Annotated in this window: 20 protein-coding genes; 12 read left to right on the top strand and 8 right to left on the bottom strand. The window is 64.6% G+C overall.

The genetic code is table 11. The annotated features are described in order from the left end of the window. Positions 1-9: 9 nt before the first annotated feature. The 3 genes from ACRYLO_RS17730 to ACRYLO_RS17740 are packed head-to-tail and all read left to right on the top strand — an operon-like array spanning position 10 to position 3,657. Positions 10-1,122, top strand: coding sequence for a Gfo/Idh/MocA family protein (locus ACRYLO_RS17730; RefSeq protein ID WP_482661377.1), 1,113 nt, complete (start codon positions 10-12; stop codon positions 1,120-1,122). Between the two features lie 10 nt (positions 1,123-1,132). Next, positions 1,133-2,188: a sugar phosphate isomerase/epimerase family protein gene (locus ACRYLO_RS17735; protein ID WP_482661378.1), complete on the top strand. Its 1,056-nt coding sequence runs from the start codon at positions 1,133-1,135 to the stop codon at positions 2,186-2,188. Then, positions 2,188-3,657 carry an MFS transporter gene (locus ACRYLO_RS17740; protein WP_482661379.1) on the top strand — a complete coding sequence of 490 codons (1,470 nt, stop codon included), beginning with the start codon at positions 2,188-2,190 and terminating at the stop codon, positions 3,655-3,657. The genes ACRYLO_RS17735 and ACRYLO_RS17740 overlap by 1 nt, the downstream gene beginning before the upstream one ends. On the opposite strand, the gene ACRYLO_RS17745 is transcribed toward ACRYLO_RS17740, so the two are convergent. Both ACRYLO_RS17745 and ACRYLO_RS17750 read right to left on the bottom strand, forming a co-directional pair. After that, entirely contained in the window at positions 3,654-4,190 is a 537-nt protein-coding gene (locus tag ACRYLO_RS17745) for a hypothetical protein (protein WP_482661380.1), read from the bottom strand. The genes ACRYLO_RS17740 and ACRYLO_RS17745 overlap by 4 nt on opposite strands. Next, positions 4,181-4,792 (bottom strand): thioredoxin family protein, encoded by a 612-nt coding sequence (locus tag ACRYLO_RS17750; protein ID WP_482661381.1) that lies wholly within the window; start codon positions 4,790-4,792, stop codon positions 4,181-4,183. The genes ACRYLO_RS17745 and ACRYLO_RS17750 overlap by 10 nt, the downstream gene beginning before the upstream one ends. An 87-nt stretch (positions 4,793-4,879) precedes the next feature. Here ACRYLO_RS17750 and ACRYLO_RS17755 point away from each other — a divergent pair, with 87 nt between their 5' ends. Both ACRYLO_RS17755 and ACRYLO_RS17760 read left to right on the top strand, forming a co-directional pair. After that, positions 4,880-5,500: a gluconate 2-dehydrogenase subunit 3 family protein gene (locus ACRYLO_RS17755; protein WP_482661382.1), complete on the top strand. Its 621-nt coding sequence runs from the start codon at positions 4,880-4,882 to the stop codon at positions 5,498-5,500. An 11-nt stretch (positions 5,501-5,511) separates the two neighbouring features. Next, the gene (locus ACRYLO_RS17760) at positions 5,512-7,191 is read left to right on the top strand and encodes an FAD-dependent oxidoreductase (RefSeq protein ID WP_482661774.1); all 1,680 of its coding nucleotides are present in this window, start codon (positions 5,512-5,514) and stop codon (positions 7,189-7,191) included. 19 nt (positions 7,192-7,210) lie between these two features. On the opposite strand, the gene ACRYLO_RS17765 is transcribed toward ACRYLO_RS17760, so the two are convergent. Further along, positions 7,211-8,116 carry an alpha/beta hydrolase gene (locus ACRYLO_RS17765; RefSeq protein WP_482661383.1) on the bottom strand — a complete coding sequence of 302 codons (906 nt, stop codon included), beginning with the start codon at positions 8,114-8,116 and terminating at the stop codon, positions 7,211-7,213. Between the two features lie 8 nt (positions 8,117-8,124). Next, positions 8,125-9,342, bottom strand: coding sequence for an MFS transporter (locus ACRYLO_RS17770; RefSeq protein WP_482661384.1), 1,218 nt, complete (start codon positions 9,340-9,342; stop codon positions 8,125-8,127). Between the two features lie 162 nt (positions 9,343-9,504). On the opposite strand from ACRYLO_RS17770, the gene ACRYLO_RS17775 reads away from it, so the two are divergent. From ACRYLO_RS17775 to ACRYLO_RS17790, 4 genes are all read left to right on the top strand, one after another. Next, positions 9,505-10,968, top strand: coding sequence for an MFS transporter (locus ACRYLO_RS17775; protein ID WP_482661385.1), 1,464 nt, complete (start codon positions 9,505-9,507; stop codon positions 10,966-10,968). 281 nt (positions 10,969-11,249) lie between these two features. Further along, positions 11,250-12,023, top strand: a complete 774-nt coding sequence (locus ACRYLO_RS17780) for a TIM barrel protein (protein ID WP_482661386.1) — start codon at positions 11,250-11,252, stop codon at positions 12,021-12,023. Positions 12,024-12,074: 51 nt separating this feature from the next. Beyond that, positions 12,075-13,043, top strand: coding sequence for a sugar phosphate isomerase/epimerase family protein (locus ACRYLO_RS17785; RefSeq protein WP_482661387.1), 969 nt, complete (start codon positions 12,075-12,077; stop codon positions 13,041-13,043). A gap of 19 nt (positions 13,044-13,062) precedes the next feature. Continuing rightward, positions 13,063-13,986 (top strand): sugar phosphate isomerase/epimerase family protein, encoded by a 924-nt coding sequence (locus ACRYLO_RS17790; protein WP_482661388.1) that lies wholly within the window; start codon positions 13,063-13,065, stop codon positions 13,984-13,986. 74 nt (positions 13,987-14,060) lie between these two features. Here the strand turns inward: ACRYLO_RS17790 and ACRYLO_RS17795 are convergent, their stop codons facing one another. Beyond that, positions 14,061-14,753, bottom strand: coding sequence for a GntR family transcriptional regulator (locus tag ACRYLO_RS17795; RefSeq protein ID WP_482661389.1), 693 nt, complete (start codon positions 14,751-14,753; stop codon positions 14,061-14,063). 154 nt (positions 14,754-14,907) lie between these two features. Between ACRYLO_RS17795 and ACRYLO_RS17800 the strand changes: the two genes are divergently transcribed. Beyond that, positions 14,908-16,071, top strand: a complete 1,164-nt coding sequence (locus ACRYLO_RS17800; protein ID WP_482661390.1) for an FAD-dependent monooxygenase — start codon at positions 14,908-14,910, stop codon at positions 16,069-16,071. A gap of 56 nt (positions 16,072-16,127) precedes the next feature. Further along, positions 16,128-17,528 (top strand): GH39 family glycosyl hydrolase, encoded by a 1,401-nt coding sequence (locus ACRYLO_RS17805; protein ID WP_482661391.1) that lies wholly within the window; start codon positions 16,128-16,130, stop codon positions 17,526-17,528. A gap of 102 nt (positions 17,529-17,630) precedes the next feature. On the opposite strand, the gene ACRYLO_RS17810 is transcribed toward ACRYLO_RS17805, so the two are convergent. Continuing rightward, positions 17,631-18,020, bottom strand: coding sequence for a C-glycoside deglycosidase beta subunit domain-containing protein (locus ACRYLO_RS17810; RefSeq protein WP_482661392.1), 390 nt, complete (start codon positions 18,018-18,020; stop codon positions 17,631-17,633). Beyond that, complete coding sequence (locus ACRYLO_RS17815) at positions 18,020-18,952, bottom strand: sugar phosphate isomerase/epimerase family protein (protein ID WP_482661393.1); 933 nt, start codon at positions 18,950-18,952, stop codon at positions 18,020-18,022. Before ACRYLO_RS17815 ends, ACRYLO_RS17810 begins: the two co-directional genes overlap by 1 nt. A 510-nt stretch (positions 18,953-19,462) precedes the next feature. On the opposite strand from ACRYLO_RS17815, the gene ACRYLO_RS17820 reads away from it, so the two are divergent. Next, entirely contained in the window at positions 19,463-20,680 is a 1,218-nt protein-coding gene (locus ACRYLO_RS17820) for an MFS transporter (RefSeq protein WP_482661394.1), read from the top strand. 306 nt (positions 20,681-20,986) lie between these two features. Here the strand turns inward: ACRYLO_RS17820 and ACRYLO_RS17825 are convergent, their stop codons facing one another. Continuing rightward, positions 20,987-21,640 carry a TetR/AcrR family transcriptional regulator gene (locus tag ACRYLO_RS17825; protein WP_482661395.1) on the bottom strand — a complete coding sequence of 218 codons (654 nt, stop codon included), beginning with the start codon at positions 21,638-21,640 and terminating at the stop codon, positions 20,987-20,989. Positions 21,641-21,700 lie beyond the last annotated feature (60 nt).

The following is a 21,700-nucleotide window of genomic DNA, read 5'->3' on the forward strand; positions in this document are numbered from 1 at the left end:
GAGAGGGCGATGCGTTTGCGGATGGGGATGATCGGCGGCGGGCCGGGCGCCTTTATCGGGCCGATCCACCGCATCGCGGCCGAGCTGGACCGCGAGATCGAGCTGGTCGCGGGCGTGTTCAGCAGCGATCCCGGTCGCTCGCGCGCGGCCGCAGCCGACTACCGGATGGATCCCGAACGCGCTTATCCTGACCTTGCCGCGATGTTCGCAGGTGAAGCGGCGCGTCCGGACGGGATCGATTTCGTATCGATCGTCAGTCCCAACCACCACCATCTGCCGGCCGCGCGTGCCGCGCTGGCCGCCGGGGTGGCGGTGATGAGCGACAAGCCGATGACCGCATCGCTGGCGGAGGCACGCGAACTCGCCAATCTCGTCGCTCAGGCCGGGCGGCCCTATGCGCTGACCTATACCTATTCGGGCTATCCGCTGGTGCGGGAGGCGCGCGCGCGGGTTGCTGCGGGCGCGATCGGGACGGTGCGCAAGGTGGTGGTCGAATATCCGCAGGGCTGGCTTGCCGGTCCCGCGGAAGGGAAACAAGCCGAATGGCGGGTCGATCCGGCACGCTCGGGTGCGGGCGGGTGCATCGGCGATATCGGGGTTCACGCCTTTCAGCTGGCCGAATTCATCACCGGACTGCGCGTCACGCGGCTGCTCGCGGACCTGGCCGCGGTGGTGCCAGGCCGTGCGCTCGACGATGACTGCGCGATCCTGTTGCGCTTCGACAATGGCGCGCGCGGCGTGCTGCTCGCGTCGCAGATCGAGGTGGGTGAACTCAATGGCCTGCGCATCCGCGTCTATGGCGACAAAGGCGGGCTGGTGTGGCGGCAGGAGACGCCCAACGACCTGACGCTGCACGGCATCGACGGACGGACCGAGATCGTCCGCGCCGGGGATGCGTCGCTCGGGTCCGACGCGCGCGCACGCAGCCGCACGCCGGGTGGGCATCCCGAGGGGTATCTGGAAGCCTTTGCCAATCTGTACCGCGACTTTGCGGCGCAACTGCGCGGCGAGGCTGCACCACTGCTGCCTGATGTCGCCGAGGGGCTGCGCGGGATGGCGTTTATCGAGACCGCCGTGACCGCCAGCCGTGACGAGGCCGGCTGGGTCGATCTGACGATTTGAGGAGCGCGCGATGAAGACGTTGAAGGGACCGGGCATCTTTCTCGCCCAATTTGCGGGCGATGCCGCGCCGTTCAATTCGCTCGACAGCATCGCGGCCTGGGTCGCCGCGCTTGGGTACAAGGGCATCCAGATTCCGAGCTGGGACAAGCGCCTGTTCGACCTCGACCGCGCGGCGGAGAGCCAGGATTATTGCGACGAGGTGGCGGGCATCGCCGCGTCGCACGGCCTGTCCATCACCGAGCTATCGACGCATCTCCAGGGCCAGCTGGTGGCGGTCCACCCGGCCTATGATGCGCAGTTCGACGGCTTCGCGGCCGAGCATGTGCGCGGCAATCCGGTCGCGCGGCAGGAATGGGCGGTGGACCAGGTGAAGAAGGCGGCGACCGCGAGCCGCCGGCTGGGCCTCACCGCCCATGCCAGCTTCTCCGGCGCGCTCGCCTGGCCCTATGTCTATCCCTGGCCGCAGCGTCCGGCGGGCCTGATCGACGATGCGTTCGACGAACTGGCGCGGCGCTGGCGCCCGATCCTCGACCATTTCGACCATGAGGGCGTCGATATCGGCTACGAGATCCATCCGGGCGAGGATCTGCACGATGGCGTGACGTTCGAGATGTTCCTCGAGAGGGTCGGCAACCATCCCCGCGCCAACATCCTCTACGACCCCAGCCATTTCGTGCTGCAGCAGCTCGATTATCTGGCGTTCATCGACATCTACCACGCGCGGATCAAATGCTTCCACGTCAAGGACGCCGAATTCCGGCCGAGCGGGCGGGCAGGGGTCTATGGCGGATACCAGAGCTGGGTTGATCGCCCCGGGCGATTCCGCTCGCTCGGCGACGGGCAGGTCGATTTCGGTGCGATCTTCTCCAAGATGGCGGCGAATGATTTCGACGGCTGGGCCGTGCTCGAATGGGAGTGCGCGCTCAAGCATCCCGAACAGGGGGCAGCCGAAGGGGCCCCGTTCATCGACCGGCATATCATCCGCGTCACCGAACACGCGTTCGATGATTTCGCTGCTGGCGGGGCCGATCGCGCGCTGAACAAGCGCATCATGGGGATCAGCTGATGGCGGCGGCCGAGCGCGCAGGGACCTTGCCGCCGCTTGGCTGGCCGACCCGCTTTGCCTTCATGGCATGCGCCATGCCGGAGCTGATCAAGAGCTTCGCGTGGGACTCATTCGTCCTGTTCTTCTACGCGCAGGTCGTCGGGCTCGATGGCATGTTGCTGGGCGCGGCGCTGGCCATCATCCTCGTCTTCGATGCGGTGGCCGATCCCTATATCGGCGCGCTGTCCGACCGGATGGACCGTGCGCCGCTGGGTCGTCGCCATACGCTGATGGCCGCCGCGGTGGTGCCGTTCGCGGTCGGGATCGCGATGGTGTTCCGGGTGCCTGCAGGTATGGAGCAATGGCAGATCTTTGCCTGGCTGCTGGGCTTCGGGCTGCTCGCGCGGGTTGGCATCTCGTTCTGGACGGTGCCGGCCTACGCGATGGGCGGGGAGCTCACGCGTGAAACCGGTGAGCGCAACATCGTCGCGGTGATGCGCAACATGGGCAATCAGCTGGCAATCCTGACCGTCCCCTACGTCGCCTTCGCGTGGTTCTTCGTCCCCGGCGGCGGGTTCAGCAAGCCGCAGCTCAATCCCGCACCCTATCCCGATTTCGGTCTCTTCATCGCCATTTGCGGTGCGGCGCTGATGGTCATCGGCCTGCTCGGCACGCGTGCGCGGATGCGGACGGTGGAGGCGCTGGACCAAAGCGTGGCGAGCGAAGCACCCGAGACGTTGCTGCAATTGTTCCGGCGGCTGATCGCGGCGATCCGTACCACGCCCAATGTCGGGCTGTTGCTGCTGGTCGCCTTGCTGGTGCTGTTCACCAATTCGGTGGTGAACCAGCTGACGCTGCACCTCGCCACCTATTTCTGGCAGCTCGACGGCAGCTGGACCCCGCGCCTGCTGATCGCCGGGGTGATCGGTTCGCTCGTCGCCATGTTCCTCGCCCCGGCCTGGATGAAGCTGGTCGGCACGCGGACCGCGATGATCTCGGGCCTGGCGGTGTTCTTCGTGCTGCAGGCGGGCGCGGTGCTGCTGCCGCTGCTCGGCCTGTCGCCGCTACCCGCAAGCGCCGCGATCGGGGCGTTCGTGTTCGCGTTTCGCGTGCTCGGCGGGGTGGCCTATGGCCTGTACGTCGTGCCGTTCAACACCGTCACCTATGACATTGGCGACGAGCACGAGGCGAATACCGGCAAGCCGCAACAGGGGCTGGTCGCCAGTTTCATGTTCATCGGGCTTCAGGTCGGCAGTGGGCTGGTCGCGCTGTTTGCCGGGTCGTTCCTCGGCATTATCGACTTTCCCGTCGGGCTGCCGGTCGATCAGATGCCGCAGGACAAGGTGCGCGCGCTCGCCTGGTTCGTCACCGCGCTGATCGTGATCGCGGGCGCGGCAATGGCGTGGCTGGTCGGGCGGTTCGACGTATCGGCCGAAAAGCAGGCGGCGATTCGTGAAAAGCTCGCCGCGCTGCGGTCGGGTCGCGATTAGTCCAGGTCGGCAAAGCCAGCACCAGCGCCGTAGAAGCGGATCGTCCCGTCTTCATTTGGCGCGGTGACTCCGACGCAAAGCTGCACCCCGAAGCGCAGCGGCAGCAGGGCATCGAGCGCGATCGTCGTCAATCGCCGCGCCGACGCCGGATAGAATTGCCGCCATTGCTCGGGCGGGTCGAATGGCACGGCCTCGCTGTCCGGCTCTGTCTCGCGCTCGGTCAGCGGAAAGCGGTCCATCCCGCCGTGCTGAAGTACCAGCCAGTGAATGCGCGCGCCATCGGTTACTTCCCACATCAGTGAGACCTCGGCGAGCGCCTGGTGCCGCCCCTCACGCAGCACAGGGGTGGGCAGGGGGAAGTGAAACCAGGCGTCGCGCCCGGCGCGCAGGCGGAAGCTGGAGAAGAAGCCGCGATGCCAGCCGAATCCGTCCGACCATTCCGCGCCATCGACCTGCGCGAAATAGTCGGTTCCGCGCTCCTGCGGCACGACGGCTGCGGAAGGCAGCCAGATGCGGTTCGCGATCACGCCCATGTCGGGGCGTTCCCCTCGAGCCATTTGATCGAGCAGCCCGCGCTCGGCCGCTGCGGATGGGGCGGAGGATCGCCAGCCAGCAGCGCGTCGGCGGCGCGGCGCATGTCTTCGCCCGTCACGGGCAGGTCGGTGCGCAGTGGCGGCAGGCCCGGTACGGGCGGGCGATTGATCTTGGGTCGGCTGGCATCGAACTGCCCCGCGTAAAACAGGCGCAGGTCGGAATCGAACATGAAAAAATCCGGCGTGCAGATCGCTTCATAGGCGATCGCGACCTGCTGGTCCGCGTCATGGAGATAGGGAAAGGGGAATGCGCGCTCCGCCGCGAACAGCTTCATGTGCGCATAGTCATCCTCGGGAAACTCGACGATGTCGTTGGACGAGATCGCGACGACGCCGATGCCGCGCGCCTGATACTCCTTTGCAAAGTCCACGAAGCCGTCGATCACGTGCAGCACGAACGGGCAGTGGTTGCAGATGAAGGCCACGACCAGCCCCTCGGGACCGGCGACATCCGCCAGCCCAATCGTGCGCCCCTCGGTATCCGGCAGCGCGAAATCGGGCGCGGGGGTGCCCAGCTCCATCATGCGCGATAGTCTGAGCATCCGTGCCTCTCCTGCTAGAAATAGAATATACATTCTGATATCAGCCGGAGTCAGAGCCGGCAAGAACCGGCGCGGAGAGGGTAGAGCATGGGTCAGTCTGGCTGGACACGGCGCGAATTTGGCGGGGGTGTGGCGTTGCTCGCGGCAGTCGTGGGGATGCCTGCGGTCGTCGCAACACTATCGAAACAGGATGAGGCCGACGCGCCGAGCGACCGCCAGCGCACGATGATCCGCGACGTCAGCCAATTGGTGATTCCGCGCACGGCCACCCCGGGCGCAGGCGATGTGGGGGTGGGGGACTTCGTCATCCTCGCGCTTGCCCATGGCCTGGAAAAGAGCCGCGCGCCGATCGTGCGCGACACGGCGCCAGCGAGCGTCAGTGGATACCTGCGCAGCGACGGGAGCCTGCGGCACCTCGACTGGCTGGAAGCGGAGCTCGATCGTGCGGCCAATGGCGACTGGATGGGCAAGCCCGAGGCGCGCCGCGCCGCGATCCTGACGCGGCTGGACGCCGATGCCTATGCCGCGAAGGATCATCCGTGGAAGACGGTGAAGGCGCTGATCCTGACCGGCTATTACACCTCGCAGACCGGTGGTGCGCAGGAGCTGCGCTACGAGCTCACGCCGGGCCGCTTCGACCCCGCAGTGCCGGTCAAGCCCGGCGAGCGCGCGTATTCGAGTGACTGGACTGCGGTGGATTTCGGCTGATGACTGACATGATGAACTTTGACGCGATCGTGGTCGGCTCCGGCATCACCGGCGGCTGGGCGGCGAAGGAGCTGACCGAGGCGGGGCTGAAGGTCCTGATGCTCGAGCGGGGGCCGATGATCGCGCACCAGACCGGATATGTGAACGAGACCAAGGCGCCGTGGGACATGCCGTTTCGCGGCGTCGGCGATGCCGAGAAATATGCGCGCGACTATCCGGTCCAGCGCGGCAACCGCCACTTCACCGAGTTTACCGAGCCGCATTTCGTCAACGACGCCGAAAATCCCTATTCGACCGAGGGCGACACGGCATTCAACTGGTTTCGGAGCTATAATCTCGGCGGGCGCTCGCTGACCTGGGGGCGGCAATCCTATCGCTGGTCGGATTACGATTTCGACGCAAACCGGCGCGACGGCAACGGCACCGACTGGCCGATCCGCTATGCGGACATTGCCCCCTGGTATGACAAGGTCGAGGAGTTCATCGGCGTGTCCGGCGCGGCGGAGGGGCTGGCGCAGCTGCCCGACGGGCGCTTCCAGCCACCGATGGCCCTCAACATCGTCGAACAGGCGGTGCGCGAGCGACTCTCCGCGCGCTGGCCCGAGCGGAGGCTGACGATCGGCCGCACCGCCAATCTGACGCAGGCCAAGGACGGGCGTGGCGAATGCCAGCGCCGTTCGATCTGCGCCCGCGGCTGTTCCTATGGCGCCTATTTCTCGACCCAGTCCTCCACGCTGCCCGCGGCGCAAAAGACGGGTAACCTGACCCTGGTTACCGACGCGGTGGTCGAGAAGATCGACTTTGACCCCGCGACGCGGCGTGTCACCGGTGTGCGCTGGATCGACGGCCAGACCAAGGCGCGCGGGCAGGCGACCGCGCGCATGGTGTTCCTCAATGCCGGTGCGTTCAATTCGGTGCATCTGCTACTGAATTCGGGCAGCGATGCAATGCCGAACGGCCTCGCCAATTCCAGCGGCGTGCTCGGTACGCACATCATGGATCATGCCAGCACCCTGTCGGCGATCGCGCTGTTCCCGGGGTTCGAGCAATGGACCACCTTCGGCAATCGCCCGACCGGTGTCGTCATTCCGCGCTTCCGCAACCTCGATGCCATCGACGGCGCAGGGCATAGTCGGGGCTTCTCGTACCAGGGCGGCGCGCTGCAATCGGGCTGGACCCGCGGCAAGCGCGAGCCGGGGATCGGGGCTGCGTACAAGGATGCGCTGCAGCCGCCCGGGATGTGGCGGATGGTGCTGGTCGCCTTTGCCGACTGCGTGCCGCGCGCATCGAACCGCATCACGTTGGATCGCACCCGGACCGACGCCAATGGCCTGCCGATCCTCAAGGTCGACTTCGCGTTCGGCGCGGAGGAGCATGCCGCGCTGGCGCAGGCCAAGGCCGACGCTGCCGAGATGCTGGGCCATGCGGGGGGCAAGGTCATCATGGGCTTCGACCGCCCCAACCCGGGCGGCAGCGCGATCCACGAAATGGGCGGTGCGCGGATGGGCGCGGACCCGGGGACGTCGGTGCTCAACAAATGGAGCCAGGCACATGACGTCGCCAATCTGTTCGTCACCGATGGCGCGCAGATGAGCTCGTCCGCGTGCCAGAACCCGTCGCTGACCTATATGGCGCTTACCGCCCGCGCGGCGAATGCGGCGGTGGGGATGTTGCGCGAGTGGGTGATCTAGGTCACCCCCCAGTACGACCTCATTTGGACTTGAGCATCCCGATGCTGCCGAGCCAGCGGTGGAAACTCTCGATCCATCCCGCCGACGCCGTGCCCTCACGCCCCAGCCCAAAGCCATGGCCGCCATTGGCGAGCAGGTGGAACTCGATGGGCTTGCCCGCCGCGCGATAGCTGTCGAGCAAGGGCAGGCCGGTCTCGCGGGTCAGCAGGAAGTCGTCCGCAGCGATCGTCACGAACATCGGCGGTGCGCTCGCGGGTACGGTCATCGCGGCCATGTTGGGATAGATCGGCGCGGCAAAGGCAGGCATCGCCGCGCCGCTTTGTTCGATCACCGAGCGCGTGAGGAACCCGCCCGCCGAAAATCCCATAAATCCGATCCGCTTCGGGTCCACGCCATAGCGCGCGGCGTTGTCGCGGACATGCGTCAGCGCGGCGAGACCGTCGGCAAGTGCCTCGGGCGGCGTGTCCTTGGGCGGTGCGAAGCCGACCGTCTCTCCGGCGATCATGCGGTTAAACTTGTCCTGCCACTCCGCATTGTCACGCGGGGTGGGCAGCACGCGATATTTGAGGACGAAGGCGGCGACGCCGTGATTGGCGAGCCAGCGTGCGACCTGCCACCCCTCGGCATCCATCGACAGGCCAAGGAACCCGCCGCCCGGTGCGACGATCACCGCTGCACCGGTCGAGGGGCCGGCAGGCAGTACCGGCGTCAGCGTGGCGTGCGAGACGTTGCGCACCCCGATCGACCCGTTCTGCGTCATCCATTGCTCGCGGTTCGGCGCATCCTTGGGCGCGGTCGGAAGCGTGATCGCGCCCGGCTGGAGCGGTGCCTCGATCACGTCATACCGGAAGCGCGGCGGACCCTGTGCGGCGGCGGACGAGATGGCGAGGATTGCGGCGATGGCGCTCAGGCAAGGGCGGATCATCGCAAGCCTCACGCCGTCGCGGGCTGAAGCGTCGGGCGGCGGTCGACGAGCAGCCATACGGCGACCGCCCCGACGATCCCGACGATCCCGGCGACCAGAAACGCAGCCTGCATCGACCCGACTTGCGCGCGGACCAGGCTGACCAGTAGCGGCGATACGAACTGGCCGAAGAAGAAGCAGGCGGTCCATACTCCCATGCCGCGTCCGCGATGCGCGTAGGGCAGCTTGCGCTGCGCCCAGGCGATCAGCGTGACCACCCCCATCCCCGCGCCGGTCTGCTGCACCATCATGCCGAGGATCATCATGCGCCAGTCGCTGGCAAGACCGATGATCGCGAGGCCGGTGCCAAGCGTGACGAGCAGCGCAAAGAGCTGGCCACGCGAGCTGACCTGCCAGCGACCGAGCAGCCAGAACACGCCCGCACCGACCAGGATGAACAGGCTGGGCAGAGCGGTGATACGTCCGATCTTGCCCGGATCCTTGACCCCCAGCTCCTGCCACACCAGCCCGCCATTGATGATGAAGACATAATAGAGGACCGAAACGAACAGCGTCACGCTGCCGATCGTCGCGAGGACGCGCCACGGGATGCCGCCATCGGCGGTCTCGCCTTCGACGCGCGCGGGTGCGACCTCACGCTGCGGCTCGTACATGTAGCGCAGCATGGCGAGGAAGATCGGGAAGGCGACCAGATAGAGCAGGAAGATGCCGTTCCAGCGCCAGGCAGTGAGTGCCCCGGCAAAGAAGATCATCACCGACGATAGCGCCGGGCCGATCAAGCCCTGCATCGTCAGCCAGTTGCGGCGACTCTTCTCGTCCCAATAATCCGCGATCAGCGTGTTGAGCGTCGTCAGGATCGCCGCCTCGCTCAAGCCCAGCAACAGGCGCGAGGCATAGATGGCGTCGAGCGATTCGAGCAGGAACGGCGCGGAACCGAAGATACCATAGAGCAGGGTCGAGGCGAGCAGCAGGCGGCGGCGCCCGAAGCGATCGACCATCAGGCCGACGAACAGTGCGGTGATCGCAATGGTCAGGCCCGGGGCCGAGACCATCGCCGGTACCTTCCAGCTGGCATTGGGGTCCGCACCGAAATGCGCGATCATCGCTGGCACGGCCGGGAACATCGAGACGATCGCCATGATCGGCAGGAACCCCGCGATGATGACGGTGAACCCCTGGGCGGGGCCGGGCACCCGCGACGAGTCTGACTTGTACAACGCCTTCACTCCCCTCCGGACGGACGCTCTAGGACGCCCGCCACCTCAACATTGCGGTCGTGGATCGCCGCGTTGGGTTGACGCTAAGCGAAACAAGTTCATAATAGAAGCATCATTTTAATTAGGGCTGTGCCGGGGGCGCGCGCCCGAAATTTTCGGGGCAGCAGTCATATGGACCGAGGGGCAGGCGCGCCGCAGGATGGCGTCGCGGCACAGCAGCTGACGGATCGTCAGCGCACGCTCGCCTTCATCACGGTTATGATCGCCTTCGTGCTCGAAGTGGCCGATACGACGATCGTTAACACCGCCTTGCCCGAGATTCGCCGCGCGCTGCATGCCTCGTCGGCGGCGATGCAGTGGATCGTCGCGGGCTATCTGCTGGTGCTGGGTGCGCTGCTGTTGCTCGGCGGACGGCTGGGCGACGCGTTCGGCTATCGCCGCATGTTCCTGATCGGGGTTGGGGGATTCATCGCGACCTCGGCCCTGTGTGGGCTCGCGCAAACACCCGAGCAGCTGGTCATCGGGCGTCTGCTGCAGGGGGCGGCCGGCGCGATGATGGGCCCACAGGTGATGGCAATCGTGCAGACGCTGTTCTCGCCACTCGAACGCGTGGCACGGCTTGCCTGGTTCGGCGTGATCGGGGGGCTTGCCGCGATCCTTGGACCGATCCTCGGTGGCTTGCTGATCGAATGGAACTGGTTTGGCCTTGGCTGGCGGCTGATCTTCCTGATCAACTTGCCGCTCGGCTTGATAGCGCTGTGGCTGGGGTTGCGGACAATCCCGCAGCGCGACGCCGGACGCCCGCTGCAGATCGACCTGCTCGGCGCGGCGCTGTTTGCCGCGGGCTTTGCGGCGCTGCTATTCGCGCTGATCGACGGGTCGGAGCGCGGCTGGCCGGCCTGGGCCGTTCCCTGCGCGCTCGTCGGAGTCGCCTTGGCCATCGCGGGCTGGATCCGGGCATTGGCGCGGCGGCGCGCGGGGCGGGCAGCGATTGTCGAGCCCGCGCTGTTCCGCCTGATCACCTTCCGCTGGGGACTGGTCGCGGTGCTGGCCTTCTCGGCGGGGGCAGCGGGCTTTCTGCTGGTGCTGGCTATCGCGTTGCAACAGGGGCTGGGCAAGTCGCCACTCGATACCGCGCTGGCGCATGTCCCCTTTGGCCTGGGAGTGATGGCGGGCATCAGCCTGATCGGAAAGAAGTATCTACCACGCTTCGGTCGCTGGCTGCTGATCGGTGGTGCGCTGGTGATGATGACGGGGGCGAGCGGCGCGTTGACCCTGATCGCGGGCGGAACCGGCAGCGGCGTTGGCTTCTTCGCGCTGCTCGCGGTCGCGGGGATCGGCATGGGCATGCTGGCGGGGCCGTTGCCGCCGGTTGTGGTCGCCGATGTCGACCGCGCCTTTGCCGGCACTGCCAGCGCGACGCTGCGCACTGCGCAGCAGCTCGGCGGCGCGATCGGCATTGCGGTGATCGGCTCGGCATATTTCGCGGCTGCGGCCCGTACGGGTGGCGCGCTTGCGGGCTTGCCAGTGGCAGGCGCGCTTTTCATCGTGCTGCTCCTACTCGCCATCCTCGCGGCGTGGCGATTGCCGGCGGACATCTTCGGGGTGCGCGAAGAGAAATGTCGCCGGGCATAGCAATATCATTCCCATCCGGGGTGCTCGTTTGCGCCATGATGTGCGGCGCGACACCGAAAGGGTTGTCGCAGCGCGCCCCGGCATTCCACCGGTCGAGCATAATCGGGCGCATCTGCGATATCCACGGTGCGCTTGCGAAGCGGCGGCCGGGGCGCACCGCTTTCCGGCCTTGATCTTTTGGCGAAGATCCGTATCGGGGGAGCGACAAAATAGCGGGATTGAACCCGCTAGGCATACGAGTGCGTCACGCACCACGGGGCCGTAGAATGGGAAGGGATCCTATGTCTGCGGCGTATCAACTATCCTCCTGTATCGAATGGCAGTTTGCCGACGCCGGCGAACTCGATGCGCGCGTGCGGGCGGCCAAGGCGGCCGGCTTTGCGCTGGCCGAATTCCACCTGTGGCGCGACAAGCCGATCGATGCGCTCGCCGCCGCGCTCGACGAAACGGGCGTGCGGCTGACCAGCCTGTGCGTCGATCCGCGCCGCTCGATCGTCGACCCAGCCGAACGCTATGCGATGGTCACGGCGGTGCGCGAGACGATCGCCGCGACCGAAATTCTCGGCAAGCCGAACCTGATCGTCGCCTCCGGCTTCCGGGTCGAGGGGATGAGCGAGGAAGAGCATTACGCCAACGCCGTCACCGCTCTTCGCGCGGCGGCGGATGCGGCGGAGGAGGCGGGCGTCATGCTGCTGCTCGAACCGCTCAACACGCAGTTGTTCGCCACCATGTATCTCGTCAGCACCAAGCTCGGCCTCGATCTGGTCGAAGCGGTGGGCAGTCCGAACCTGCGCCTGCTGTACGACGTCTGGCACAGCGCTGTGATGGGCGAGGATATGGCGGAGGTGCTGGCGGGGCGCGTTCATCTGGTGGCGCACGTCCAGGTCGCAGACATGCCCGACCGCAATGAGCCGGGCACCGGCAGCCTCGACTGGGCCCAGGTCACGCGCACGCTGCGCGACATCGGTTACACCGGGGCGATCGGCCTCGAATATTTCCCGACCATGCCGATGGACGAGTCGCTGGCCCAGTCGCAGCGGATGCTCGCCGACTGACGCCCGACGGGCAGAGCTTCCAACCGCCGTCGCCGACGGCGCATCATGTAGATGGACGACGCGATGAACATCGATCGGATTGCGATCAGCCTGGACCTGATCAACCGCCACTATCAGGAGCCGAACCGCAATCGGTTCGAGAGCCGCTATTTCTGGGAAGAACTCTATCCGCTGATCCGCGCGAGCGGGTTTCGCTCGATCGAGATCCCCTATGAGCCAGTCTGGCAGTTCGGCGGGCGCAGCGGCGTCCCGATGAACCGCTACTGCATCAACACGAAATATGAGTCGGCCGCCCACTATCGCGCCGTGCTGGCCGACAGCGGCGTCGAACAGGTGACGGGCGTGACGTTCGACCCCAATTTGTTCATGCGGAACGACAATCTCGATTTCTTTTTCGGCGCGAGCGGGCATTTCGCGGGTGAGGCGGTGGCGCATGCCGGCGATCTGGGGGCCGACTATTTCGCGATCAGCCCGTCGCCCTATCATGGCCGCGTCACGCATTATCACCCGGATCTGGAGGCAAAGCGCGCGACCTTTACCGAGCGGACGCTTCAGTTGCTGGGCGGTTTGGCGGAAAAGGCTGCTGCGGCGGGCGTCAACCTGGTGCTGCGCAACGAATATTGGAGTCTGTTCCGCGGCGAGCATGTCCTGCCTTTGCTTGACGCGCTGCCCGACAGCGTGAAGCTCGATGTCGATGTGGCGAGCCTGACGATCGCCGGCGTCGATCCGGCGGCGTTCATCGAAGCGCAGCACAGCCGCATCGGCTGTGTGCACCTGACCGACACCCGGTTCGTCGACCCGGGCGATGTGTGGAAGAGCGCGAACCCGGAATTCCCGGAACATCGCGCGACGCAGGTATTCCGCGACCCGGGCACCGGCAATGTCGATCTGGCCAGCATCGTCGGGCTGCTCGATCGCCTCGGCTATGCCGGCCCGGTTGTGTGCAGCGCCCGCCAGACGCGCGACCCCTTCCGCGCGCTGCTGCGCACCCGCGCCCTTCTTAACAAACTACCGAACTAAGCCGGACGGAGCCTCCGCCATGCCCAATATCCGCTACGCCAACATGTGCCACTGGAAGACCATTCCGTATCGGCAGATCGACAATTTTCGCGAATTTTATTATGAGGATAAGACCAACACCGCTTATTACTCGGACTGGGACAAGATCCTGAAATACCAGTCGGCGCTGGGGTTCGACGGGATCGAGATCGCGCCCTGGGATCTGGCGGATATCCTGCCGCTGTTCGGCTCGCCCGAGAATTTCACCGCCTTCGCCAAGGAGCGCGGGGTCGAGGTAATCGGCATGTTCCATGGCGCCCATGCCTCGCATGACGCCGGCCATTTCGACGAAGTCGTGCGCGCGGGGCGCGAGGCGGTGGACACGATCGTCAAGTTCGGCGGCACGTACATGAACACCTGTCCGACGCAGAATTATTGCGGAACCGGGCCGCTGAGCCGGGACGAGGTTCAGCAATGCGCAAAGGCGATGAACGAGATCGGTCGCTATGCCACCGATCACGGCGTCAAGATCGGCCTGCACAACGAGTTCTTCTGTGCGATCAACATCGAGAATCACCGCGAGCTGATCGAATCGACCGATCCGAAGCTGGTTCATTACTGTATCGACACCGCCCAGATTTCGATCATGGGCGAAGACCTGCTGACCTTCTATAACGACTATCACGACCGGATCAGCACCTTTCACCTGAAGGACACCGGCTCGGCGCGCCAGCCCGACAGCGTCCGCTATGCGCGCGATCCCGAGATTACCGACGATGGCACGCGCTGGTTCTGGGAGCCGGGTCTGGGTGAACTCGACCTCAAGGGACTGTACCGGCTGCTCAAGCAGCACGCGTTCAAGGGCTGGATGTCGATCGAGTATGACGGCTCGCCCGATCTGCTCGCCTCCATGGCGCTGACCCGCTACCACCTCGATAACGAACTGCGCCCGATCTACGACTAAGGGGGATCGCCCCGCCGTCGAACTCAAGGGGCGGGGCGGGGCGTGCCCAGGTTGGAATTGGGTTAACACGGCGATCAGTCGGCTTGCGGGTAGTCGAAGCCCTTCTCGATGATGATCTCCGCGATCTTCTCGCGGCTGATCCTGATGAACGCGCTTGCGTCCTCGACCGACGGGATCGCGCTGTCGAACCGTGTCGTCAGGTCAAAGATGGCGCGGACGTCCTCCTTGTGACGACTGATCGAGTGAAAAATCCGGTCCATTCCTGCCGACAGGTTGCGGTAGATGGTCTGGAGCTGGGGATTGCGGGTGGCCTCCGCCAGCAGATCGAAACGGCGCCGGGAGAGCCGGATCCAGTCTTCCGGGTTGAGTTTGGCTTTCCCGATCGCCCGCCGGTGCTCGTGATGGATCGCATCCAGTGCGGCGGCTTGCTCCGGCGTCATGCGTTCCTGAGCCAACTGGATGATCAACGGCGACACAGCGCTCCACACCGTGAAAAAGTCATCCACCGACTTCAGCGTCAGTCCTGCCACGCGGTAGCCGCGCCGGGGGATCGTTTCGACGAGACCGTCGTGATTCAAGCGATCCAATGCCTCTCGCACCGGCATTGCTCCGAACCCGGTCTCCTCTGATATCTCTCGCTCGGTGAAGCGCATCCGGGGCGGCATTTTCAACGACACGATCCGTTGCCGCAGAAGCGCATATGCCTGGTCCGAGAGCGACTGCTTTTGTGTGCTGCGCTCTGTCATCACGCCACTCCAGATCGGCACCGTGCCGTCCCACCCATGCCCCCGCCAACGTGCAATGACAAGATTGCGCCGCTTGACCGGCTCGGCGTCCGTGTGCAACGGTGATATATCACAAATGTGTAGGTGCTGCTGGCTGCCTTGGCCGCATCGCCTCGAAGACTTGGGAGGGGGCGAAATGCCAACGTCGAAAAAGATCCTGATTGTCGGCGCGGGTATCGGTGGCCTGTGCACAGGGGTGGCGCTTGCCCGCATCGGCGCCGAGGTCGACATCATCGATATCAAGCCGGACAATTCGGTGCCCGGCGTCGGGTGGGGGCTGCGCACCAATGGGCTGCGGGCGCTGCGGGAGATCGGGCTGCTCGAACCCACGCTCGCCCTTGGTTTTCCGACGCCGCCGCTGTCCTATTACGACCGCAATGGCCGCCATGTGGTCGATATCCCATATGGGCGCCAGTTCGACGGCATGCCGAACAACGTCCAATTGCCGCGTCTGGGCTTTCTGGAGATGGCCAGTGCTCATGCACTGGGGGCCGGATGCACGATCAGGATGGCGACGACGGCGGTCGACATCGAGCAGGATGCCGACGGCGTCACGGTGGAGCTGAGCGACGGATCGCTGCACCGATATGACCTCGTGCTCGGCTTTGACGGCATCAATTCGAGCATTCGGCGCTATTTGTTCGGCGAGAAGTACGTGCCCACGCCCAGCGGTGGCGTGGCCTGGCGAGCTCCCGTACGCGCCCCGGACACGTTGAAGGGCGCCGTTTTCTGTCACGGTTTCGGCGGCAAGGTCGGGTTCGTGCCGCTCGCTGGTGGCATGATGTACGTAATCGTTACCCATCACGAGCCGGGACGTCCGCGCCACGATCCCGCCGCTTTCCCCGAACTCATGTATCAACGCGCGCGGGCGATGATGGGCGATTCCGTCTTCATGGCGGACGAGATCGCATCGCTGCGCACGGCCGCCAACGTCGCCTACACGCCGCTCGATACCGTCATGGTGCCCTATCCGTGGCATCGCGGGCGGGTGATGATCATGGGCGACGCCGCGCATGCCATGACCCCCTATCTTGGATCGGGCGCCGCGATGGCGATCGAGGACGGCGTGGTCTTTGCGCAGCTCCTGCAGAGCGACGACACGCTCTACGACGTGCAGACCAAGTTCATGGCCCGGCGGTACCCGCGCGTGAAAACCGTGTGGGATATCTCGCTGCAGATGATGCACGAGGAATTCGATTCCGTGACCCCCGAGGCGCTCGACCGTCGTCTGGCGCACCTCGTGAATGAAGAGCCGGCCGCGCTCGACTATGTCCACCGCATTCTGGAAAGCGACTACTGATGACTACGGATCGTATTGCGAAACTGGCCGTCAATGCGGGCGCTTCGATTGGCCCCATGCGGAAGCTTCTCGGCACGACGGGCATCCCTGCGCCGGCCCCCGGCACCGACGGCGTTCCCGACATTCTGGATGTGTGGAAGGCCGCGCATGTGACGCTCGTCCGCTCGTATGACTGGGTTTCGCGGCTCGACACGGTCGACAACCCCACCAGCCTGTTTCCCGACTGGTCGGCCGACCCCAGCGATCCGGCGAACTATAATTTTGCCGGCACCGACGCATGGGTCGGACAGGTGCGTTCGCTCGGCGCCGATATCATGTTCACCATTGCCAGCGAGATTCCGGGGAACAAGCAGCCGGCCCGTGATCTGGCGAAGTACGAGCAAGTCGTCGAGAATATCGTGCGCCACTATGTATGCGGGTGGGGCAATGGGTTCGAAAACGCCATCACGCATTGGGAATTTGGCGATCAGCCCGACTTCGGCAGCCTGCACTTCTCCGGCACGCCCGAAGAATTCTATCACATGTATGCCGCTGCCGCGCACGCGGTGAAGCGTGTCGACCCGAGCCTGAAGTTCGGCGGCCCGTGCATCGCATTCCCGTTGAACGAAGGCCCGTTCCGCGAAGGGTTGCTGACCTTCATCAAGGATCACTCGCTGCCTTTGGATTTCCTGTCGTGGATGTGGTACGGCGACAACTCGCGGGACCCGCTCGATTTCCGCACGATTGCGGCAGAGGTTCGTGCCGTCGCCGACAAGCACGGGTTCAGCGATGCCAGGCTGATGCTCTCCTACTGGAGCATGACGGGCATCCCGACGGCGAAGTTCGAAGACGCTGACAATGCCGCCTTCATCGCCGCAGCTGCCGTCTACATGCAGGATTCGGCGGTTGACGAGGCGATCTTCTTTCGCGCCGATACCGGGGCTGATTTCCACTATAAGTTCAGGGATCCCGCCGGGATTTTCGAGCCCGATGGCGGTGAGAATGCGCGGACCAGCGCGTTCCGCCTGGTCGGGCAAACACTGGCCGCGACGGAACGCCTTGCCGTTGCGGGTGGAGACGAGAACGGATTTACGGCGCTGGCGGGTCAGACCGCAGACGGCAACACCGTTCGCATTCTGATCGCCAACTACGCCATCCCGGACGCCTACCTCATCGCGCGCGATCGCGACGTGTTCGAATTCCAGGTGCCAATCGGCACCGAACGGGTGAACATGTCGTTGAACGTTCCGCCCAGGCGCGTTGACGCCGGGAGCGCGGGATATACGGGCTACACGCTCGACGTCAGCGACTTTCCTTGGGCCCAGGGCCGCTACAAGGTGGCCCGGTACCGCGCGGACGCACAGCATATGGGCGACATGCTGGGATCGTATGAAGGCGAGGGTGGCAGTGTCACCATCGAGAGCAGCCTGCCGGCACCCGGCGTGGAGCTGATCGAGATCACGCGCATCCCTTCATAGGAATAGGCAAGGCGCGTCGAAGCAGCGTCCGCTTTTGAAGGATTGGAGGAGGGGCGGGCACCATGACGCGGATTTGGTCATGGTGCCCGCCCCGTCCTGATGTCACGCGACCGTCAGCGTTTTCGCGTCCGAATTGATCGACGGGAAGGGCATGTAGGAGACGCGCAGCCGCTGAAGGAATTCCAGCTTGTGCTCTCCCGGTGCAAGGCCGCCGCTGCGTTCGACGGTGATCGTCGCCGATGCACCGAACGGCCAGCGCCGGTCGAACGCGGTTTCCATTTCATCCAGGCTGAGCGGGCCATTGCCCTCATCGAAGCGGATCGCTTCGCGCGGGATCGGCTCACCGTCGACGGTCACATCCAGCGCTTCCACCATCGACAGGCCAAGGCCACGATAATAGCCGAGCTTCGCCTCGAATGCGAAGCCGCTCGGCGCGTCAGCCGGGCCGACATTGCGCAGACTGCTGTCCACGATCAGGTACTTGTCGAACATCAGCGGGCTCCCTCGGCTTGAGCAATCAGGCGTTCGAACATGCGGTGCTGCCGTCGCACCTGCTCTCGGCTGTCGACCGCCTGGACGTCCTGGATCCAGCGATTGCCTTCATATTCGCTGGAAAGGTACCCGTCCCATCCCCCGGCGACCAGCTCCGGGATCACTTCATCATAAGCGTGGGTCGGGTCGCGGTCGTCCTCCGTCATTTCGTAGAACTTGGCCTGGATATGCCGGAAATAGGGGATGTAGTCGCGGATCCGCTTTGGATTGGCGAAGGGCTGATGACGCAGGATTTCGGCCATACGTACTTCAGCCGGATTGCCCTTCATCTTCACGGCCACCTCATAGATCGTGTACTCGGCCATGATCTTCTGCTCGTGCTGGTCGACGATGAATTGCGCAACTTCAGGACGGGCGCCCTGGCGAATGAAGCGGTCGCGATAGACCGGCGGGTAGTGCTTCATGAAAATGCCCATGTCGGGCAGCAGGCCGAGATGCTTGGTGCCAAGCCGGTCCGCAACCTCGACCGTACGCAGGATCCAGGCATGTTCCATGTGCCAGGGCGCATGCACCTCCACGCCCATGTGCACTTCGAGCTCCTCGGCATAGGGCACGCACCGTTCGAGGATGTCGGGACGGACAAAGACCAGCACGCGCATGTTGCGGATTCCGAGCCGGTTGCAGAGCACGAGGTCGCGGCGGATCGAGGCGACCTGCTCGTCATCGCTCATCAACCGGTCCTTGCGGACCTTGGTATCCAGGAACATGTCGTAGCAGGTGAGCTCGGTCCCATGCTTGGCCATCAGTTCCTTCCACCACGCAACCTGGCGGTCGTCGATGTTCGGGAAGGTCGGCATGTTCTGTTCGGGGAGGATCTCGATCCCCTTGGCGCCGATCGACGCCGCGAACGCGACGCAGTCCTCGATCGTCATCTGTCCCAGGAACATCTCTTCCTGGAAGCTGTACAGGCTGACGCCCCGTTTCACTCTGGCAGCCATCTCATCTCACTCCGCTGATATATTATTGGTCAAGGCCGGCTTGGCGAACCGAGGCTGCAGCATGCGTCCGGCCGCGGCGCTGGCATTCTCGCGCTGCAAGTCCGGTTGCCGTGCTGCGCAGCGGTGCAGCTACGCACTGGAACCGCTAGCGTGCTCAATCGTCCATTATGCAATGGTCTGCCTCTCCTGATCGGCTCGCCTCGAGAATCGGGCATTTCCGCCGAAGCAAACCGTCGGCAAAGCGCGTATGCACCGAAACTAGTATCACCATTCTGATTTTGTCAAATTTTCGTCGTGCGCGGTCCATCAGTGCCTTCGGCGACCTGAAGTCGCGCTGCGCCGCGGCCACAAGGAATTCGAGGGCCAGCACCCGCAGATCCGGAATTGAACTGGAACTGCTAATATATTACAGAACGGGCCAATTGATACGGGGAGAGGCCGAAAATGTGGAACTTGGCGGCCTATTGGCGCGGACTTCCATTAAAACCGCAGGGCATCGTCGTCGTCCTTGCCGGCTTCCTGCCGATGCTCGCCATTGTCGCGATGGGTCCGGCCGTGCCCACGCTCATCGCGCATTTTGCGAACGACCCCGACGCCCGGGCGCAGGTGCCGGCGCTGATCGGGGCGCCAGGATTGACCATGGCCATCCTGGCACCCTTCAGCGGGCTGCTGGTCGACAAATTCGGGCGCAGGCAGTTGCTGCTGGTGGCGACCGCCTTCTACGCCGTGTTTGGCACGGTGCCGCTGTTCCTCGAAACCTTGGACCAGATTTACATATCCCGCCTGCTGCTCGGCATCTCTGAGGCCGTCATCCTGACCGTCGTCAACACCCTGATCGCGGACTATTGGGACGACAGGGGCCGCAAGAACTGGCTGTTTCTCCAAAGCCTGGTCGGCCCCGTGTTCGGCGGGCTCGTCGGGCTGAGCGTTGGCGAGGCGAGCAAGCTGCAGTGGAACGCGGTCTTTTTCGTCTATCTGGCTGCTATCCCGATCTGGGCAGCCATGATGATCTGGCTGTTCGAACCGAAGAAGGCAGAAAGTGGCGAAGCGTCCGCCGGGCACGCGGTTCCCGCGACTGCCTTTCCCTGGCGGAGTGCGGCCCTCACGGCCCTCGTCACATTCTTCGCCGCGATGCTCTATTACGTGTTCATCATCAACGGCGCGCTTGCCTTCGCCGAGGTCGGTGTGACGCAGCCCGATCGCTATGCGCAGCTGATCGTCGTGCCGACTTTGTTCTTTCTGGTCGGCGCGGTCCTGTTCCGTATCCTCGCTAACCGCAGCTATGCGCTCCAGCTTGGGGTATTTTTCGCGCTGCTGGGGGCAGGGCTGGCGGCGATCGGTCTGGCTGAAACCCCTAGTGCAATGGCAGCGGGCGTCATCGTCCAGCAGACGGCGGCGGGCATGGCGGTACCGACATTGCTGGCATGGACGCATTCGAAGTTCGACTTTGCGCATCGCGGCCGGGCCATGGGAATCTGGACTGCCGCATTCTTCCTTGCGCAGTCACAGTCTCCCAGGCTCGTCCACGTTCTCGATCAGTCCACGGGATCAATGCAGGGCGCGTTCCTGACCGCTGGAATCGTTGGGATCGTGGCGGGCGCGGTGGGGGTTGCGATCGCGCTAGCCTTGCGCAAGCCCCCCCAAGCACTTGCGTTGGAATAATTGCGGTACCGCCGAACGCGCGGGTCTTCGCGTTCTTTGCACCCGACGGATAGAAGGGGCGCAAAACGGACAAATGCAGGCGCGCTTACGCAAACCGAACCCCAATTTTCTGGGGCACCGGCGGGGGCACGCCCTTCAAGAGACGAGTGTCTACTTAAATATATATAAGGAGTTAGCTGACTGGTTCGAATCCCTCCCGTTCCGCCATTTTGGACCTTTTTCAGGTCGCGCTCTGTCCGACTGCTTCCCGATCGAAGTGTAGGGTAAATGGAGCAGGATGCGATCTTGATCGTCGATCTGCGACGATCATGTCGATCGTTCAGGGGCGGCGATGCCGCTGCCCAAAACGCCACGCAGAGCGATCCCTGAGAGATTGTCGATAATGTCATCAACCGACAGACGACCGTCTGGCCGGTGCCAGCGCGCCAGCCAGAGGATGATGCCCATGATCGCGGACGTGGCCATCCGCGTATCCACGTCGGCCAATTTTCCCGTGACCTTGATCTCGTCCAGCGTCCCGCGCACGAAGGCGGAATAGGCCGCCTTGCGCGCCTTGATCAGTGCAGCCTTGTCGGGGCTGAGGGCGCTGGTTTCCTCAAGGATGATCGTTAGCGGGTTGCCGACCGGGGTCGTCACCTGCATCACGCTTTGCAGGTGACCGCGCACGATCGCGGTCAAGCGCTCGACCGGGTCGGCAATCGCCTGCGCCGGAGCGACCACATCCTCCTCCAGCCGCTCCATGCTGAACGACATCAGCGTGAACAGCAGCTCCTCCTTGCTCGCCACGAAGTGATACAGGCCAGCCTTGGTGATCCCGACCGCGTCGGCGATGTTCGCCATCGAGGTCGCGGCAAAGCCCCGCGTGCAAAAGAGCTGCGCAGCATGGACGTAAATCTGCTCGCGCCGTCCGATGATGGCGGGTGTGCCGGTCGTATGTTCCTGCCACATCGCGTCGTTCATCGTCTCGTTCGTAACGGGTCGCTCTGCGCTTTCCTACCCCGAGGCGGCAGGTTTTCCCCT

It is taken from the genome of Sphingomonas sp. SDUR79 (assembly GCF_056821745.1).